This is a genomic window from Cytobacillus sp. Hz8, from assembly GCF_042263505.1.
Taxonomy (GTDB): domain Bacteria; phylum Bacillota; class Bacilli; order Bacillales; family Cytobacillaceae; genus Bacillus_BE.
Genome location: NZ_JBHKFI010000011.1, coordinates 56,506 through 75,815, shown reverse-complemented (window position 1 = coordinate 75,815; position 19,310 = coordinate 56,506). Strand labels below are relative to the sequence as shown.

The following is a 19,310-nucleotide window of genomic DNA, read 5'->3' as shown; positions in this document are numbered from 1 at the left end:
ATATTAAAAAAGCCATTACTTTTATACTATTATATCAATTTTGAATATAACAAGAATACTTTATTTTAAACAAATTAACACTATCACTCCATTATTTCAATTTTACTATCAAAAATACTCAAATTGTTCAATTTTATTATTTTTTGCAAAGAAAAAGTCCTTTATAAAGAAAAGTCACGTTTCGAATCAGCACCTGAATATGAGGAGAAAGTTGCGCGTCAAATCGAGGAGGAAGGTACGTTCGGCCTCATCAAGGGCAATCAATCGTTACATCCATTTTCACTGTGGATTCTCGGGTTTAAGAATATGGTATTAGCAAAACATCCTGAAAGTAGCCAGCATTCATCAACTGCTTTCAGAGAAGAGTAAAAAAAAGACAAAAGGAAGTGAAGAAAAACGGGTCATTTTTCTCCACTTCCTTTATTTTAGAGACTTATCAGACAGCCCCTTCTTTTTAATATTTATCGTCTCCACCATTGTCATTTGAATTAGATTCAACAACATTAACCTTTAATAAGGTAGAATATATATTGCCATTCTCATCTTGCAAAGTGATTCTTACGGTTGCACTACCTAATCTTTTGGCTTTCATGTTCTTTCCATCTGCTTCTACACCAAGAATGTAAGACTCTTCTACATTTAGTAATTGGAAGTTTGGACCATCCTTAATATTAGTCGCATCACTTGGGTGAATTTGAATATTATCATTACCATCAAATACAGCACCCTTTTTAACATTAATTTCTGCTGGACTTGCTTCAATTCCAGTTAGAGGAGATCCCACATTTATTTGGATCGCTGTTCTCGCATTCCCTCCGTCTTCAGCAGCAATTTCCACTTCCGCTGTTCCAGTTGAAAGTCCTCTAACTTTACCATTTTCTAATATTTCAATAATTGATTGATTTAAGGACGTCCATCTTAAATTCTTATTAGTCGCATTTTCAGGTTCGATATCGATAGTGAAATCACTGAAATCCACAAATTTTTTGAGGTTTAATGGATTAGGTGTAACCCTAATACTTTCTATTAATACAGCATTAATCTTTATGGTTACTCTCTTCTCAATCCAGTCACCATCTATATCCGTAGTTCTGACAATTAATTGTGTCTCCCCCTCTTTTAAACCTGTGATCTTTCCATTTTCATATTTAGCTACAGTTTGATCGGCAACTGTAACATCAAACTGTCTATCCATCGTATCATCTGGATTAACCCTTAAATTTACTTCAACAGAATCCCCGACATTTAGTTCGATTGGATCAGGCTGAACGACGATTTTTTCTCTTATAATCGTAATCGTTTTACTGATGGCATCACTATTTAAAGAGAATCCACCAATTGTCCTTACAAGGATTTCTATTCTACCTTCCATCTCTTTCGGAATTTCAATTGTCGCTGATGGATCAAAGGCTGTCCATTGGGTTTCTTTTTCACCCGATTTTAGCATATATTCATATTTGACATCATTTCCTGGTACTAAATCAGTAATTTTGAAGGCCACTCTTCCTTTTGTAGTGTCACCTGATTTTAAGTCCTGATTAAAGGTTAAGTTTCGGATATTAAAATCTGTTTTTAAATGGAGAATAGCTTTTGAATTATCATTGTACGTTACTTGAATGGCTTTATTGTCATTAATTAGCTCCATTCCTTTAACAGGTTTTTCAATGCTTCCACTTTCATTCGTTAGCTGAGTTTCCGCAACTAATTCTCCATCAAACAACCTAACCTTGCCGATTGTACCATTATAGTTACCGATATATTGTTCATTCATTCCAGCAATACGAACAGTCATGGAAATAAGTTGATCGTCTATGTTCAAGGTTTGTTCCTGATCCTTAAAACGAGAATCATAAAAATTCAAATTTGCTTGTGGCAATGCGGTTAATGGCAAAGCCCAATCTGCTTTTAACTTCAATTGAACAATGAAATTATCTAGCGAAAATTTACCAGATTCATAGGTAATTTCATTACTTCCCAAGCTTATTTCAGCAGCAGTTCCATTATTAATCAATTGAACGGAAGCACCTGTTAGTGGTTGATTATTATTCTTGAACAAGGCAATTTGGTTCGCGTTTGCTAATGAAATACCCTTTGGTAAAGGTTGGGTAATCTTCAACCCATTGATTTTTCCTTTTGTTATGTCTGTAAATACAGTATCTGGAATAAGCTTATATTCGACTGTAAATTCATTACGCTCTGAATCTGTAGTACCAAGTTTAACTAAGCTGTCTGGTGAAAAATATTGGTTTCCCTTAATATTTACTTCATTCAAAAATTGTGGTGCTGCTTCGTCTCTTACAACAGCTGTAAATGGTGGATTAATAATGGTTTGTTCATTACCATCTATATCGGTATAGGTCATTTTGACATTATCTTTAAACTCATAGCTTCCTGCCTTTTTAAATTGTAAAGGCAATGATTGCTGAATGACATTTGGACTTGGCTTTTCTCCAACTGGGAAGGTAATTTTAAATGGAATTTGAACCATTTGATCACTATTTGCTTGAATATTTGAAGCTGGATCGACAATCACATCTCCATTAAATTTTTTCAGGTCAATTATGACATTACCCGCAATAGTCGAAGAATTAACCTTTTTTGAAATGTCATTAAAAATATTGGTTAAATTACTAGAACTTCCTTGTAATGCATATCCACCTGTTTTACCAGACATATCTTGCAATAATTGAAAGTCTACATCCCCTTCATTTGCAAAACCAATGCTATACATGGAGATATTATTTCTGCCTAATACGGTAGCTGAATTCTTAGCTTCAGCATTAATGATTGCTTTTGTTTCATTGTATTTTGTTGTATTATTGTAAAATTCAATCCCGTTATATTTACCTGATTTTCCATCAGAATATAACATATAATCATTATTTTTCTTCAAAACAGTCGGTTCACCATCAGTTAGAAAAATAATATATTTATTGCTTTTTCGAACACTATTAAATTTCGTCATCGCTTCATTTAAGGCTGCAGTATAATTAGTACCACCACTGCTTGTACTATAGATTGGTAAAAATAAAACACTATAATTATAATCCAAATTATTAGCCATATTTTTGATATTACTAAGACCAGAAGTAGGCTCGACTTGATAGCTATTAAAATACGATTTTTTACTTATATCATCGTCAAATGGAACAAAATAAAAAGTATCATCCAGTTTAGGGTTTTGAATAGTTTGTTGCTGCAAAAAATAATTCACTGAAGAGATTAAAGCATTTTTTGCAGTCGTATCCTTTCTAGCCCCATTTAATGTTTCTGCCATCGAACCTGACGTATCATGGACAAATACCACATCAATCGGGAGTCTATTATCTTTCGGTGCCATTCCCTTTGGAGTGATCGTAACATCAATATTTCCCTTTGCATTTTCATCTGGCGGCTTAATAAACTCATCTGCCGAAGGTTTTACGGAAAATGTGGCTGCAGGCTGTGAAGTCATATCTTTATTTATTGTTATGGTAAAAGGCGCATGAATTTTTGGCGTTGTTAATCCATCATATTGCAGCTTGATTGCATCAAATGTATAGGTTCCCGCATCAGTAAACACAAGCGGTAAAGTTACCTGTAAATTACTAGGATCTGGCTGCATTCCTACTGGAAAATTGAATTGGAACGGAATATGAGCAACTGAATTTGAATCAACAACAGCATTTGCTCCTTCTTTCACATTTACTTTCCCACTGAATTTGCTTAAATCAACTGTTACTTCACCACGAATGGCATAGCTATCAATTTTTTTAGAAATCTCTTGAAATAGTTTTGTTAAATTGCTTGTATTCGCTTGGACAGCATAGCCGCCTGTTTTGGCTGACATATTTTGCAATAGCTGAAAATCAATATCTTGAGGATCAGCAAAGCCAATGCTATACATCGTAATATTATTTTTATCCAGTTCGTCGCTTGTTTGTAAAGCAACACTTTGAATTAGATTTTTTGTTTTCGTATAATTCCTGCTAGAGGTAAATCCTTGATAAAGTGCTGTTCCATTTGTATATAAGATATACTTCCAACCTTGATAATTTAATACTGTCGGCTCCCCATCCGTAAGAAAAACAATATATTTATTTTTATTATTACTTTTTAATAATAAGGATTTCGCATATTCTAAGGTCTGGGTATAATTTGTACCACCTGTATTAATACCTGAACGGTCGAGGCTTTTTGCTGTATTTGCAATATTATCTAAACCTTCGACAACTTTGACATCTCCACTTTTTCGGACATCATCGCTAAACGGAACAAAATAATAATTATCACCAGTTTGTTTGTTTTGATTAAAATAGGAAACTGCATCGAGTAAAGCCTTTTTGGCACTGACGGATTTTTTTACTCCATCTAAAATATAGTCCATCGATCCAGATGTGTCATGGACAAAAACAACATCCATTGGGCCGCGATTTATATTTGAGGCGCTGCCTTTAGGCGTGACATTTATGTTAAGACTTCCCTCTGCAGTTCCATCAGGGGTTAGTGTATATTGGCTTGATGAAGGTGTAACAGAAAAATCAACACTTGGTTGTTCAGCAGCATTTACTATTACAGGACGATATAGAGTAGATAATAGGAGAAATAAAATAATTGTTAAATTAGAAAAGAACTGAAGCCTTCGTTTCACCCGCATTTCCCTCCTTCTTTGGAAGAATTTATTCTTCTATAATACACAACTATTATACTAGGTCTTTTGGTTTATTACAGTAACTAATTTTTCCTAGTTTTGAATTTACTGTGAAATCCTTAATATAAATTTTTGATAGAGATAAGGATTCCTGAAAATGGCTTAAAAGGCAAGAAAAAAGCTGATATTCTCAGCTTTTTTCTGCTATATAATCGTAACTAAATACGGCTTCACATCCGACAAAAAGTATAACGACCCAGTAATAATCAACATCTCATCTACCTTTAAATCCGTTATTTCTTCCTGAACTGCTTCCTTCCAATTTGAAAGAATTCTCTTATTTTTAGAGTTACTTATATCGAACAAGGTTTCAGCCGTTGCTGCTCTTGGATAGGCAAAGTCCACGAAAGTGATACTAGCGGCAATCTCATCTAACTGACCAATCATTCTATCCAACTTCTTATCATTCAATCCAGCAAATAGGATGCGCTTCGCCTTCTCAGGGTATCGCTTATTAAGCTCTTGAACGAGGGATTGGATTCCTTCCTCATTATGAGCCCCATCCATCATCACAAGCGGTTTACTAGTTATGATCTCAAATCTGCCTGGCCAGTAAGCCCTTTTTAGGCCTGATAAAATATGTTCGTCCTCAATGAAAATAGAATAATAATTATTCAATAAAATAGCCGCCATCACTGCAAGTGCGGCGTTTTCAGTTTGATGCTTCCCCATCATCTGAATTTCAAGCTTATCCAGCTCGTGAAAAAGCGATTTAAATGAAAACCGTTCTCCGCATTCAGTCGAGATGTGGTTTTCAATGGAAAATTCACTCCCTAAGAGATATAAAGGGGCTTTCTTTTCCTCTGCCTGAGTTTGAATAACCTCCAGCGCTTCCCTTTGTTTTACTGCGGTCACCACTTTTACTCCATTTTTAATAATCCCTGCTTTTTCATAAGCAATTTTTGCATAAGTATCACCGAGAATATTGGTATGATCTAATCCAATACTCGTTATAACGGAAACAAGTGGAAAGATAATATTGGTCGAATCCAATCTGCCTCCAAGACCGACTTCATATAAAACGATGTCAACCGGACGAATATGGGCAAAATAATACATGGACATCGCAGTGATAATCTCAAATTCAGTCGGTCCTCCCCATTCCGTTTTTTCTAGTTCTTCACTTAAAGGGTAGATCACATTGGCGAGTTCAATGATTTCTTTATCTGAAATAGGGTGGCCATTGACACTGATTCTTTCATTAAATTGTTCAAAATAGGGAGAGGTAAAGGTTCCAACGGATAAGCCAGCTTCCTCTAATATGCATCGAAGATACGTTAAGGTTGAACCTTTGCCATTCGTTCCCCCAATATGGATGGTTCTTAGTCTTCTTTCCGGATGACCTAATTTCTCCATCATTATTTCCATTCTCTTTAAGCCTGGTTTAATCCCAAGTCTTAGACGCCCATGAATCCAATCTAGTGCTTCATGATATGCAGTAAACAAGTTTGTCTCCCCTTTTTGATGATTTCATGAGAAAACGAACCCTTTTTAGGGTCCGTTTTCACTCTAAAATAGGAAATTATTGATCCTTCATTTCCTTTAATCTTGCTTCCACTGCTGTTCTCTTCTCCAAGTAATCTTTTTCCTTTGCTTTTTCTTCATCGATGACTTTTGCTGGAGCTTTTTTCACAAATCCTTCATTACTTAATTTCTTTTGCACACGCTCTACTTCTTTATTTAATTTTTCAAATTCTTTTTCAAGTCGAGCGATTTCTTCTTCGATATTGATCAAACCAGCGAGCGGAAGAATGATTTCTGCTCCAGTTATTACAGCGGTCATCGCTTTATCTGGAGTTTCAACATCCGTGCCTATTACAAGCTCTTCTGGATTACAGAAGCGTTCAACATAAGCACGATTTTTTTCCAATGTAGCTAAAACAGAAGCGTCCTTAGCTTTCACGATCATATTAATTTTCTTGCTTAACGGTGTATTCACTTCCGCGCGAATATTACGAACGGAACGAATGATTTCAACAAGAAGCTTCATTTCCTCAGCTGCTTGTGTATCCGTTAATTCCGCCTTCACCTCTGGCCATTTAGCAACTGTAATGGATTCACCTTGATGAGGAAGGTTTTGCCAAATTTCTTCCGTGATAAATGGCATAAACGGATGTAATAATCTCATGGTTTGATCTAATACATAGGCTAAAATGGAGCGCGTCGTTTTCTTAGCTGCCTCATCTTCCCCATAAAGTGGAAGCTTCGCCATTTCGATATACCAATCACAGAAATCATCCCAAATGAAATTGTAAAGAACGCGACCTACTTCGCCAAATTCATAACGGTCTGAAAGTCTTGTAACGGTTTCGATTGTTTCGTTTAGACGGGTTAAAATCCATTGATCTGCTACAGATTTTTCGCCGCTTAAATCGATTTCTTCATAGGTTAAACCATTCATATTCATAAGAGCAAAACGGGAAGCATTCCAAATTTTATTAGCAAAATTCCAAGTAGCTTCAACCTTCTCAACACTAAAGCGTAAATCTTGGCCTGGTGAGCTTCCGGTTGATAAGAAATAACGTAAAGAATCTGCCCCATACTGATCAATTACTTCCATTGGGTCAACCCCGTTGCCTAATGACTTACTCATTTTTCTTCCTTCTGAATCACGAACTAAACCATGGATGAGAACATCTTTAAATGGACGTTTACCTGTAAATTCGATTGCTTGGAAAATCATCCGGGAAACCCAGAAGAAGATAATATCATAACCGGTCACGAGTGCTGCCGTTGGATAATAGCGTTTATAGTCTGTCGCCTCTTTATCTGGCCAGCCCATGGTTGAAAATGGCCAAAGAGCGGAGCTAAACCATGTATCTAAAACATCCTTATCCTGTTCCCAATTCTCAATATCTTTAGGTGGCACATGATCCACATATACTTCCCCAGTTTCTTTATGATACCAAGCTGGAATGCGATGGCCCCACCAAAGCTGACGAGAAATACACCAGTCACGAATGTTTTCCATCCAATGCAAATACGTTTTTTCAAAACGCTCTGGAACAAAGTTGACCTTGCCCTCTTTCTCTTGAAGAGCAACAGCTTCATCTGCTAATGGCTGCATTTTCACAAACCATTGTGTAGATAAATATGGCTCAACAACGGCGCCACTTCGTTCAGAGTGGCCAACGGAATGGAGATGATCTTCAATTTTAAATAAAACGCCTTGTTCTTGTAGATCCTTTACAATTTGCTTGCGACATGCAAAACGGTCCATCCCTTCGTATTTTCCAGCCTTATCATTCATCGTTCCGTCTTCATTCATGACAAGGATTCGTTCAAGATTATGGCGATTTCCCACTTCAAAGTCATTAGGATCATGAGCTGGAGTAATTTTAACGGCTCCAGAACCGAAATCCATATCGACATAATCATCGCCAACGATTGGAATTTCGCGGCCAACAATCGGTAGGATCACCGTTTTCCCAATCAAATGTTGATAGCGCTCATCCTCAGGGTGAACCGCAACCGCCGTATCCCCAAGCATCGTTTCTGGACGAGTTGTGGCAATTTCAATTGACCCAGACCCATCTGCTAATGGATATTTCATATGGTAGAAAGCACCTTGAACATCTTTGTAAATAACCTCGATATCTGAAAGGGCTGTTTTCGTTGATGGATCCCAGTTAATAATATACTCTCCACGATAAATAAGACCTTTGCGATAAAGGGAAACAAATACTTCCCGAACTGCTTTTGATAAGCCTTCATCAAGCGTAAAGCGCTCACGGTTATAATCAAGTCCTAACCCTAGCTTCGCCCATTGTTGGCGGATGAAGGATGCATATTCTTCCTTCCATTTCCATGTTTCTTCAACAAATTTTTCACGACCAAGATCATAACGGCTTTTTCCTTCACCACGAAGCTTTTGTTCAACTTTCGCTTGGGTAGCAATCCCTGCGTGGTCCATTCCTGGAAGCCAAAGCACATCATAGCCTTGCATCCGTTTCATTCGGGTTAAAATATCTTGTAAAGTGGTATCCCAAGCATGACCTAAATGTAGCTTTCCTGTTACATTTGGGGGTGGAATAACAATCGTATAAGGTTCTTTTTTTTCTCCACCCTTCGCTTCAAAAAACTTTCCTTTAAGCCACCAATCATAGCGACCTTGTTCTATCGATTGTGGATCATATTTAGTTGGCATCGATAATTCATTTGCTTCCATTTGAGTCTTCCTTTCCAATAAATAATCTGATGTTCAAAACAAAAAACTCCATTCATCCCATAAAAGGACGAATGGAGTGCTGTTCGCGGTACCACCTTTTTTTCCAATCCAAAAACTTGAATTGGCTCAACATCAATAACGGATTTCCCGTCTTTCACTACTCAAACAATCGTTCTTTCGCAAAAGAAGCTCAAGGGTGACTTTCCAAAACGGGTCTGCTTAGAAAATCTCACAGCAAATGATTTTCCTCTCTTAAAGCAGTGAATCCTTTGTACTATCCCTTTCAAAGCTTTTCACTTTTCAATTTATATTCATTATACTACAAAATAAAACATCATGTCGTCAATAAGGATAACCCAGTTTTTCAATTTTCATACGCCTATTTTACTAACAGCAGCTGGACTTCGATTGCATTAACATGAAAGTTTCCCTAGACTTTCGAAGACTTGACACATTCCTACGAAAGAAATCATAGGATTAGAGTAAGGAATTATTTTTACGAGGGGGATTATGGTGAAAAGATACAATCAATATCGATACCCGCCATGGCTAAGGACCTGCAGAAATGTCTGTGCGCAATTTATTATTCCAATTAGCATTTTCCAAGGAATTCGCACAATTTTCTTTCCTACAACCTTTGATGTTTTATTATTAGCCATTTTAATTTTACTTGCAGTTGCTGTCTATTTACGAATCATTTAAAGCCCAACCATGACTAGGATGATTGGGCTCCGTTATTACTTGCTTGCTGTATCTTTTTTTGATTTTCAATTTCGGTTATTTTCATCACAACATATTCTGTATTTTTTAATAGCCAATATTTTTTTTGCAACTGCTGGACAACCTTTCGTTCATTTATGCTTTTTGAAGACTTATGATACCGCTCTGCAACTTGCAAAATGGGACTTGGATACGCAAAATAAGCTAAAAAGAGAAGCAATTCTTCCTCCTTAAGCGGGAAATATTTCATATAATTATAAAACCAATCGACACATTCATCTGATTGCTTTGGATATCCGTCTAGCACTCTTGCGATAAACGGGAGTAAATCGTGATTGGGAGACGCTAGCTTTGCATTTTCAAAATTGATAAAATACCCATACCCTCTTTCATCATATAAAAAATGCTCTGTTGAAATTTTCCCATGCGCTAACACCCGTCTTGCTTTTTCTTGATCTTTTGTCTTTTCGTACCATTCTTTTAATTGATTAATAGAAAATTTAATTGCCTGGTTGATATCATGAAAATACAGGCAAAATAATAATTCAAATGGAGACATATAAATTTTGGACTCGCATGTTTCAATAAATCCTTCAATAAATTCTTGATCCTTCTCCCATTGATTTAAGGTTGTTTCGTAATGGATAGTACGCTCCTCCTTACTGATTTGCACCTCGCTTACAGATAAAGTATGAAGCCTTGCTAATTCCCGAAAAAGCTGATGCTGCTTTTCCTTTCTCTCTTCCTTTTCCTCATTAGGTAGCCATGGCATCAAGTAATATAATTCATTTTGATACAAAACGGCATAACGCCCATCATTGGTAGGATAGATTGGCACCACTCGGTTATACCCCTTTTGATAAAGAAATTGAATATGACGAATAAAATCCGTTCCCATATTTGGTGGAACTTTTTTTAAAGCAAAGGACCCAGCATCAGCATAAATTCTTAAAATACGTCCAAAATCCTCCGCAAAATAGGGTTTAATTCCATATGGTTTTACGATTGCTGTCGCCTTTTGGAGTAATATTTGCTCTTCCATCCTCATACACTCTCTTTCATTATGCATGGATGTATTAAATCACCGTGAAATTCCATTAATCATCCCTTACATGAATTCACTTATCTAGGATTCTTCCTTAACACCCTCTAAACAAAAGAATTGAGTAGACAATCATATCTACTCAATTTTTTCCCATTAGCTTCTCGCAACGGTAACGGGGATATATAGTACTTGACCTGCAGAGACTTCTTGGTTAAATTCTAATTGATTAACACGCATAAGCTGCTGAACTGCTACATCATATCTCTCCGCTAATTGATTTAAGGTTTCACCACTTTGAACAATACATACCTTTAACCTAGTTAAATCTGGCTGTTCTTCTTTTCGCGCAAAAAATTCTGACAAGGTTAAAGACTTTTTCTTCTTCGCAAATAATTTCTTTTTTAAGAGGTTTTCAGAAGAGGAAGATTCACTTTCCTCTACCAGCTTCGAACTGGATTCCTCTTGAATTTCGACCTCAATCTTGATTTCCTCTTTATTCCTTTCAGCCCCAACTAACTCTGGGCCCTTTGCTGATAAAAAAGCTACTTCCGGGGTTGGGTTAACTTGAACAATCGGAATTTCATTCTTAAATTGATCCTCTTCGACATCTGTTCCATTTATTTCTGATTCAGTTTCAGGTACCTTTCTGGCAACAGCTTCAAAAGGAGTACTCCATTCCTCCTTATGCTCTGTCACTCCTGTTTCACCTAAATGCTCGTCAACAGGATGTTCTTCCTCTAAAGATGGACGACTAAAAGGATGTAAATCATATTCACTTTTTTGAAAATCAGTTACTGGATTTTCTTCTGTTCGATTAAAATGAACAGGCTCATCAATAGATTCTTCCTCCTCTTCTGTCTGGGAAGAATACGGACGAAAGTTTAAATCCTCTTCTATCTCATTTTGCGATCCTGATTCTTCATCGTAAAGACCTGAAATGGTTACTTCTGCTGTCAATTTCATTAAGCTGCGCTCTGGAAAACTATAATCAAAGGAAGCCACTTCCACATCTATATCATAAACACTTTGAACTCGATTATTTGGGATTGAGATATCTACAGGAAACCGATGCGAAAATTCACAAATTCCTCCTTCTCGTTCCTCAACATGTTGAATAAATTTAGGAATGGGAAATTTCTCCTCTTCCTCTTCTTCATTCTTATGACATCTATATTCTCCCGTTAATTCTAAAGCACCCTGTATCGAAACATATAGGTCATTATCTTGTATCGTTATATCAGGATCAATGGAAATAGAAATCAGTTCATCTACTTCCTGTCCTTTTTGAAACCAAACCGATTCTTCTATTGAAAATCGTAATACAGACTGATTTCCTTGAGACAAAGCGACTCCTCCTTTCATATCCTTTCCGTATAATCACTATGTCATTACCACTCTATGATTGGAGGGATGAATTTATGATAAAAAAAAACCTATTCAAGTAGAATAGGTTTGCTCATGATTATTTTAACTTAGAAAAGGCAATTTCAGCAGCCTTTATGGTCTTAGCTATGTCTTCATCACTGTGAGTGGTTGAGAGGAATAAGCCTTCAAATTGTGAAGGTGGTAAAAATACACCTTGTTCCGCCATATCGCGATAATAGGAAGCGAAATAGTCTAAATTAGATGTCTTCGCCTTATCATAGTTGATAACTGCTTCATTGGTAAAGAAGAAACCAATCATCGAACCTGCTCGATTAATGGTATGTGGGATATCATATTTTTCAGCTGTCGCTTTAAGACCCTTTTCAAGTAAATCAGCTTTCCGAATAAATTCTTTATATGAATCTGGAGTTAGTTGCTTTAAGGTTTCATAACCCGCTGTCATTGCTAATGGATTCCCAGATAACGTACCAGCTTGATAAATAGGACCGCTTGGAGCAATGCGTTCCATGATCTCTGCCCGGCCACCAAATGCACCAACTGGTAGACCTCCGCCGATGACTTTACCTAAGCAAGTCAAATCAGGAGTAATGTTAAAATATCCTTGGGCACAATGATAATCCACGCGGAATCCAGTCATCACTTCGTCGAAAATTAAGAGAGCACCATATTGCGTTGTAATTTCACGAAGGCCCTCTAAAAAACCAGGTATTGGTGGAACAACGCCCATATTTCCTGCTACAGGCTCGGCGATCACACAAGCAATATCATCACCATAATGTTCGAAGGCCATTTTGACACCTTCTAAATCATTATATGGAACTGTGATGGTATTTTTTGCAATTCCTTCAGGAACGCCTGGGCTATCAGGTAAACCTAAAGTAGCTACGCCTGATCCTGCTTTAATCAATAAGGAGTCACCATGACCATGATAACAGCCCTCAAATTTCAAGATTTTGTTTCTTCCTGTATAACCGCGTGCTAAACGAAGAGCACTCATAGTTGCTTCTGTTCCAGATGAAACCATCCGGATAATCTCAATCGATGGAACACGCTCTTGAACAAGCTTTGCTAATTCATTTTCAATTAAAGTTGGGGCTCCAAAGCTTGTTCCATTTTCAGCGACCTTTTTTATGGCCTCAACCACTTGATCATTTGTATGTCCTAAAATAAGTGGCCCCCATGAAAGCACATAATCAATATATTCATTTCCATCGATATCATAAATTTTAGAACCTTTTCCCCGCTCCATAAAGATTGGATTCATTCCAACGGATTTGAAAGCACGAACAGGGCTATTAACGCCCCCTGGCATTAGTTTTTTTGCTTCCTTAAATGCTTCAATCGATTTTGTATAGTCACTCAAAATAAGTCCCTCATTTCGTTAGGCATTGATTACAGCTACTGTTCATTTTCTATTTCTTTGCAAATCAGCAAGATTATACGCTATTTTGCTGTCTATTGTTTCTGATTGATTCTACTCTCTATTCCTCTTTTAACCAGCGTGCAGCATCCTTTGCATGATAGGTAATAATTAAATCCGCACCAGCACGTTTCATTCCAGTTAACATTTCCATAACGATTTTTTGCTCATCAATCCAACCATTCAAAGCTGCAGCCTTCACCATGGAATATTCTCCACTTACATTGTAAATAACAACAGGCAAATTAAAATGATTTCTTACATCACGAACAATGTCCAAATAAGGCATACCCGGTTTCACAATAAGGAAATCAGCACCTTCCTTTGTATCGGATTCTGCCTCACGTAAGGCTTCCATTCGATTCGCAGGATCCATTTGATAAGATTTACGATCGCCAAATTGTGGAGCTGATTGTGCAGCATCTCGGAATGGACCATAAAATGCAGATGCATATTTAACCGCATAGGACATAATCGGAACATTCATAAACCCAGCCTCATCGAGTCCTGCTCGAATAGCAGCCACAAATCCATCCATCATATTGGAAGGAGCGATGATGTCAGCTCCAGCACTCGCTTGACTTACTGCCGTTTTGACTAAAAGTTCAAGTGATGGATCATTTAAAACATCGCCATTTTCAATGACACCGCAATGACCATGGCTTGTATATTCACATAGGCATGTATCCGCAATGACAATAAGATCTGGATAATGTTGTTTAATAAAACGAGTAGCTTCTTGGACAATCCCATGGTCATGATAGGCACCCGTTCCACATTCATCTTTTTCATCTGGAATTCCAAATAGTAAAACAGATTTAATTCCTAATGAGACAATCTCGTCCAATTCAGGTTTAAGGTTATCTAAAGACAAATGATAGACTTCTGGCATCGAAGGGATTTCATTCTTTATTTGATTTCCTTCTACAACAAATAAGGGATAAATAAAATCATCGACATGTAAATGCGTCTCGCGTACAAGCGCTCTCATATTAGCGGTTTGTCTTAATCGACGATGACGATCAAATTGAAAATTCATATCTTTTCTTCCTCCATATTTTTCGATGTATGACTTAAATATGCAATTAAACTATTAACCATTTCTTCCACGGTATATACGTCAGGAACAACATTGACGGTTAGGCCAAAGGCCTCCGCCTTTTTCTTAGCAACAGGACCAATGCAAACAATGATTACACCTTTAAGACTTTTATGTAGCTGATATTGGTTAACGATAGACATAAAATTTTCAATCGTTGATGGGCTTGTAAAAGCAAGAATATCCATTGTACCGTGTTCTAATAAATTTCTTAACATCCTCTTACTTTCTTCCGGAAAAACAGTTTCGTACACGACAAGCTCCTCTACCATTCTTTCACTTGTCCTTAATTGATTGGGAATATAATCCCTTGCTAAATTGCCTTTAGGAAGAAGAATTTTGGCTTTCTTTGATACTATAGGGAGGAATTCACGAATGAACCCTTCTGCTACATATTCATGAGGAAGAAAATCCACATGATATCCAAGCTTTCGTATCGTTTCCTCTGTTTTCCCGCCAATAACAGCAATCTTTGGTACACTCACTGTCTCATCCACTAATGAGAAAAAAATCTCAACTGTTACTTTACTTGTAAATATCACCCAATCATAGGATGCTAAGTTTTGAATTGCATCTCGAAGCCCTTTATCATTTACCGGTTGAAATTCAATTAAGGGAATCTCCGTCGGTTCTCCCCCATATTTTTTCACTAATTTTGAAAATGCTCCTGATTGTTTCTGTCCTCTTGGGATAAAAACCTTTCTTCCCTCAAAGGGTTTTGAGGTAGTCATTACTGATCAAGCTCCTCTTTCACTTGATCAATTAATTTCTTTGCACCCTTTTCAATTAATAGATTAGCAGCAGTAATCCCTACTTCTTCAGGATTCACTCCTTTTACTCTCTCCTTAAATGTAGTCTTTCCATCAGGAGAAGCAACCAAAGCCGTTAAAATGATTTCATTTTCCTTATCAAAAGATGCGAAGCCGGCAATCGGTACTTGGCAACCACCTTCCATTTTATCAAGAAAGGCCCTTTCTGCACGAACCGTCTGGCTTGTCTTTTGACAAGTGAATTTTTCTAATAACGCCAATAATTCCTGATCACTCTCACGACATTCAATCGATAATGCTCCTTGCCCAACTGCTGGTACACACATATCAGCATCAAGAAATTCCGAAACCGTTTCTTTCGACCATCCCATTCGTGATAATCCGGCAGCTGCCAAAATGATCGCATCATAATCTTCGTTTTCCAATTTAGCAAGGCGAGTATCAATATTTCCACGTATCCACTTTATGTTTAAATCCGGACGAGCGGCTAGAATTTGAGCGCTGCGTCTTAGACTACTTGTCCCAATGATAGCACCGGGTTTTAAATCAGCAAATTTCACATTTCCTTTTGAAATCAGAGCATCTCGGTGATCCTCTCTCACAGGGATGGAACCAATCACAAGGCCCTTTGGTAAAACTGCCGGCATATCTTTCATGCTGTGAACGGCCATATCAATTTCATTCGTCAGCATCGCATGCTCAATTTCCTTTACAAAAAGTCCTTTGCCTCCTACTTTTGAAAGGGTAACATCGACAATTTTATCCCCTTTGGTAACCATTTCTTTCACTTCAAATTCAAAGGAAGGATCGATTTGTTTTAATTGATCGATTACCCAATTCGTTTGTGTAATGGCTAATTTACTTCTTCTAGACCCCACAATGATTTTTCTCATGATAGCCTCCTGTCATTTAATAAGGAAATTTCAAGTCAAAACTTTCATTCATCCCTTTAAAATGATTTATGAATACCAAAAATGAAAGGATGAAAGCTTCCCAAATAGGAAAAAGTTGATTAATACAATCAAAAATGAAGCCATATTCCATAGTGCAAGAGACCGGCCGTTAAGCTCTTTGCCAACCCGCATATATAAATAGCTGCTATAGCAACAAAGCACAATAAAAGAACCAATGACTTTTGTGTCATACCAATGCATATTGGGTACTTTAATATACGCCCATTGTAAACCAAGGATAATGGCCAGTATCAGCATTGGCACCCCAATGACATTTAATACATAGGACATATGCTCAAGCCTTGATAAATCGGCAATCCGCAATAGTCTTTTCCCCCATTTTTTCTCCTTTAAAAGCTTGTATTGAAGACAATAGAGCAGAGAAAAAACAAAGGAAAGTGAAAAGGCGCCATAAGATAGAATCGCAATCGTTATATGGATCAACAGCAATTCAGACACTAATTTCATTGCGACCACATGAGAGTTCAATTCAGCAGGCGCAAAGGTATGTATAACCATTATCGCAAAGCCTAGAACATTAGTAAAAAAAACGATAAAATCTACGCGGAGAAGACTATTAATCCCAAGCGATAGGGTAACGAGCACCCAAGCATAAAAATATAGCCCTTCATAAATAGATAAAACTGGAAATCTTCCAGTTTTCAGCATATAAAAAAAGAGAAAGGTCGTTTGTAATGCCCAAACAAATGCAAGTAACCAGAAGGCAATTTTATTTGCTTTCCGGTTACTATTAAGAAAATCAATAAAATATAAAAGCACACTAAGAGCATACAAAACTACCGTAAGTTCATGCAGCTTAACCATAAAGATGTCATTCATCGAATTGACCTCACTTATGACTGAATGATGCCTGTCCGGATGGTACCACCAATTGCTCAGTTTCGGATGCTCTCAATTCTCTTTCCTTATTCACAAGTTCTTCTATATTAAATATTTGTACAAATAAATCCATTGCACGATGGGCATCTTTTCTTGTTGCAATTTCTTTTGCCTGCAATATTGGATCCTTTAACATTTGATTAATAATGCTTTTTGTATGCTTATTTAAAATTTTAATCTCACGTTCAGATAAATTAGGTAATTTTCGTTCAATGCTTTTCATGGTTTCCGATTGTATCATTTGCGCTTTTTCACGCAATGCGGAAATAACAGGCACTACACCAAGCATATTAAGCCAGTGGTTAAATTCCACAATTTCACTTTCAATCATCAAATAAATCTCGGCAGCTGCTTTTTTTCGTTCTTGAAGGTTTGCTTCGACAATTCCCTCTAAATCATCGATATCATAAAGGAATATATTTTCCAACTCAGAGATTTGTGGATCTAAATCACGTGGTACCGCAATATCCACCATAAACAATGGTTTTCCCTTCCGCATTTTCTCAACAGTTGCCATCATTTCTTTCGTAATGACAAAATCCTTTGAACCGGTTGAACTAATTAAAATATCCGCTTCGATAAGAGCTGTTTCAAGCTCATCAAGTGATTTGGCATTGCCAGCAAAACGGTTAGCTAAATCTTGTGCCTTTTCAAAGGTACGATTGATTACCGTAACCTTGCTTACTCCATTACTATAAAGGTTTTGAATCGCTAATTCACCCATCTTGCCTGCACCTAAAATGAGAACATGCTTATGCTTCAAATGCCCGAAAATCTTCTTGGCTAGTTCGACAGCTGCATAGCTGACAGATACGGCATTTGCCCCAATTTCTGTTTCGGAATGCGCCTTTTTGGCTAAGGTAATCGCTTGTTTAAATAGTTGATTGAAAATGGTTCCGGTTGTTTTCTCCTCTTGCCCCAATAAAAAACTTGTTCGTACCTGTCCTAAAATTTGTGTTTCTCCTAGGACTAGAGAATCTAAACCACAAACCACCTTAAATAAATGTTCAATGGCTCCATCCTGTTCATAAATAAACAGATATGGTGAAAATTCATCAATCTCCATATTAAACCATTGAGATAAAAATTCTTTCACATAATATCGGCCCGTATGAAGTTGATCCACAACCGCATAAATTTCTGTTCTGTTACAGGTTGAAACAATCACATTTTCTAAAATACTTTTTTTCTGATTTAGCGCATGCATCGCATCCCCTATATGCGATTGATTGAAGGTCAGCCGTTCTCTGATTTCAACAGGGGCAGTTTTGTGATTAAGACCCACGACCAAAATATGCATTTTTTATGAACCCCCCAAAAATTAAAACATCCCAAAAAATCTACATACTGTTCGTATTGTAAAATACTATAAAGAAATTAATTATAAATTATAATAATTGCCACAATTCACTAATAGTAATTATATCACGCTTAATTCTTCACTTTTAAAAAAAAATGTGAACAGAAAATGAAATCCTATGATATGATTAGGAATTGAAAATAACTGTAGCCCATTAAAATTATATACATATATCGACATTCTTCCCTATGTACCTTATCAAAAAATCACATAAGATTCAAGTAAACCTTATTGGAAGGTGAGAAATGATGAAAAATCAGCGTATATTCCCAGGAATTATTTTGATTGGCTTTGGGATATATTTCTTTTTGCAACAATCTCATATCCTGATATTTAAAGAATTTTATACATGGCCAACTCTCCTATTAATTGTTGGCATTGCCTTCCTTTTTCAAGGATATGGAGCAAAGGATTATGAAGCGATTTTCCCTGGTGTTATTTTAACAGGGTTTGGAGTGCATTTCCATGTTGTCAACCGTCTTGAGATTTGGCCAAATCATATTGGCACATTTATCCTTATTATTGCTCTTGCCTTTTTGTTGCGGTATCAAAAGGTTGGAGCTGGACTATTTCAAGGACTGCTTTTCTTCATTATAGCCATTGGGCTACTATTCTATGACAAAATTGGAGGCTGGTTTGGGTTAGTCGAGGGTCAAGTTTCATTGATTTGGAAATTCTGGCCCATCATCCTCGTTTGTATCGGGGGCTATCTTCTTTTTATCCGAAAAAAATAACTAGTCCTTTCGTGAGGATCATACTTAAAAAAGCCCTGCAAACATGAGGAATTTGCAGGGCTTTT

The 19,310-nt window shown here is 36.9% G+C and carries 13 protein-coding genes and 1 other annotated feature; of the genes, 2 read left to right on the top strand and 11 right to left on the bottom strand.

From position 1 onward, the window contains the following. Positions 1 to 454: 454 nt before the first annotated feature. The 3 genes from ACE38V_RS14360 to ACE38V_RS14350 all read right to left on the bottom strand — a co-directional run bounded on the left by ACE38V_RS14360 (position 455) and on the right by ACE38V_RS14350 (position 8,858). Positions 455 to 4,630: a VWA domain-containing protein gene (locus tag ACE38V_RS14360; protein WP_375842196.1), complete on the bottom strand. Its 4,176-nt coding sequence runs from the start codon at positions 4,628 to 4,630 to the stop codon at positions 455 to 457. Between the two features lie 204 nt (positions 4,631 to 4,834). Beyond that, positions 4,835 to 6,136 (bottom strand): bifunctional folylpolyglutamate synthase/dihydrofolate synthase, encoded by a 1,302-nt coding sequence (locus ACE38V_RS14355; RefSeq protein ID WP_375842194.1) that lies wholly within the window; start codon positions 6,134 to 6,136, stop codon positions 4,835 to 4,837. A 76-nt stretch (positions 6,137 to 6,212) separates the two neighbouring features. Next, entirely contained in the window at positions 6,213 to 8,858 is a 2,646-nt protein-coding gene (locus tag ACE38V_RS14350) for a valine--tRNA ligase (protein ID WP_375842192.1), read from the bottom strand. Between the two features lie 60 nt (positions 8,859 to 8,918). Further along, positions 8,919 to 9,154, bottom strand: a binding site (T-box leader). A 214-nt stretch (positions 9,155 to 9,368) separates the two neighbouring features. Between ACE38V_RS14350 and ACE38V_RS14345 the strand changes: the two genes are divergently transcribed. Further along, complete coding sequence (locus ACE38V_RS14345; RefSeq protein WP_375842191.1) at positions 9,369 to 9,560, top strand: hypothetical protein; 192 nt, start codon at positions 9,369 to 9,371, stop codon at positions 9,558 to 9,560. A 13-nt stretch (positions 9,561 to 9,573) separates the two neighbouring features. On the opposite strand, the gene ysxE is transcribed toward ACE38V_RS14345, so the two are convergent. From ysxE to hemA, 8 genes are all read right to left on the bottom strand, one after another. Next, a complete protein-coding gene (gene ysxE / locus ACE38V_RS14340; protein ID WP_375842189.1) occupies positions 9,574 to 10,620 on the bottom strand; it encodes a spore coat protein YsxE in 1,047 nt (348 codons plus the stop codon). A gap of 156 nt (positions 10,621 to 10,776) precedes the next feature. After that, the gene (gene spoVID, locus ACE38V_RS14335; protein ID WP_375842187.1) at positions 10,777 to 11,967 is read right to left on the bottom strand and encodes a stage VI sporulation protein D; all 1,191 of its coding nucleotides are present in this window, start codon (positions 11,965 to 11,967) and stop codon (positions 10,777 to 10,779) included. A gap of 118 nt (positions 11,968 to 12,085) precedes the next feature. Then, the gene (hemL, locus tag ACE38V_RS14330) at positions 12,086 to 13,372 is read right to left on the bottom strand and encodes a glutamate-1-semialdehyde 2,1-aminomutase (RefSeq protein WP_375842185.1); all 1,287 of its coding nucleotides are present in this window, start codon (positions 13,370 to 13,372) and stop codon (positions 12,086 to 12,088) included. Between the two features lie 118 nt (positions 13,373 to 13,490). Then, positions 13,491 to 14,468, bottom strand: coding sequence for a porphobilinogen synthase (hemB, locus tag ACE38V_RS14325; protein WP_375842183.1), 978 nt, complete (start codon positions 14,466 to 14,468; stop codon positions 13,491 to 13,493). Further along, on the bottom strand, positions 14,465 to 15,259 hold the full coding sequence (locus ACE38V_RS14320; protein ID WP_375842181.1) for a uroporphyrinogen-III synthase: 795 nt from the start codon (positions 15,257 to 15,259) through the stop codon (positions 14,465 to 14,467). The genes hemB and ACE38V_RS14320 overlap by 4 nt, the downstream gene beginning before the upstream one ends. Next, positions 15,259 to 16,191 (bottom strand): hydroxymethylbilane synthase, encoded by a 933-nt coding sequence (hemC, locus tag ACE38V_RS14315; RefSeq protein WP_375842179.1) that lies wholly within the window; start codon positions 16,189 to 16,191, stop codon positions 15,259 to 15,261. The genes ACE38V_RS14320 and hemC overlap by 1 nt, the downstream gene beginning before the upstream one ends. 66 nt (positions 16,192 to 16,257) lie before the next feature. Continuing rightward, positions 16,258 to 17,091: a cytochrome c biogenesis protein gene (locus ACE38V_RS14310; RefSeq protein WP_375842177.1), complete on the bottom strand. Its 834-nt coding sequence runs from the start codon at positions 17,089 to 17,091 to the stop codon at positions 16,258 to 16,260. A gap of 10 nt (positions 17,092 to 17,101) precedes the next feature. Then, entirely contained in the window at positions 17,102 to 18,451 is a 1,350-nt protein-coding gene (gene hemA / locus ACE38V_RS14305) for a glutamyl-tRNA reductase (RefSeq protein ID WP_375842175.1), read from the bottom strand. Between the two features lie 308 nt (positions 18,452 to 18,759). Here hemA and ACE38V_RS14300 point away from each other — a divergent pair, with 308 nt between their 5' ends. Beyond that, a complete protein-coding gene (locus ACE38V_RS14300) occupies positions 18,760 to 19,245 on the top strand; it encodes a LiaI-LiaF-like domain-containing protein (protein WP_375842173.1) in 486 nt (161 codons plus the stop codon). The last annotated feature ends 65 nt before the right edge of the window (positions 19,246 to 19,310 follow it).

Bases quoted from the DNA above. Each gene is read 5' to 3' on its own strand.
- ACE38V_RS14350 (WP_375842192.1), bottom strand. From the start codon at position 8,858: ATGGAAGCAAATGAATTATCGATGCCAACTAAATATGATCCACAATCG.
- hemA (WP_375842175.1), bottom strand. From the start codon at position 18,451: ATGCATATTTTGGTCGTGGGTCTTAATCACAAAACTGCCCCTGTTGAA.
- ACE38V_RS14320 (WP_375842181.1), bottom strand. From the start codon at position 15,259: ATGACTACCTCAAAACCCTTTGAGGGAAGAAAGGTTTTTATCCCAAGA.
- ACE38V_RS14300 (WP_375842173.1), top strand. From the start codon at position 18,760: ATGAAAAATCAGCGTATATTCCCAGGAATTATTTTGATTGGCTTTGGG.
- ACE38V_RS14345 (WP_375842191.1), top strand. From the start codon at position 9,369: ATGGTGAAAAGATACAATCAATATCGATACCCGCCATGGCTAAGGACC.
- hemC (WP_375842179.1), bottom strand. From the start codon at position 16,191: ATGAGAAAAATCATTGTGGGGTCTAGAAGAAGTAAATTAGCCATTACA.
- ysxE (WP_375842189.1), bottom strand. From the start codon at position 10,620: ATGGAAGAGCAAATATTACTCCAAAAGGCGACAGCAATCGTAAAACCA.
- ACE38V_RS14310 (WP_375842177.1), bottom strand. From the start codon at position 17,091: ATGAATGACATCTTTATGGTTAAGCTGCATGAACTTACGGTAGTTTTG.
- hemB (WP_375842183.1), bottom strand. From the start codon at position 14,468: ATGAATTTTCAATTTGATCGTCATCGTCGATTAAGACAAACCGCTAAT.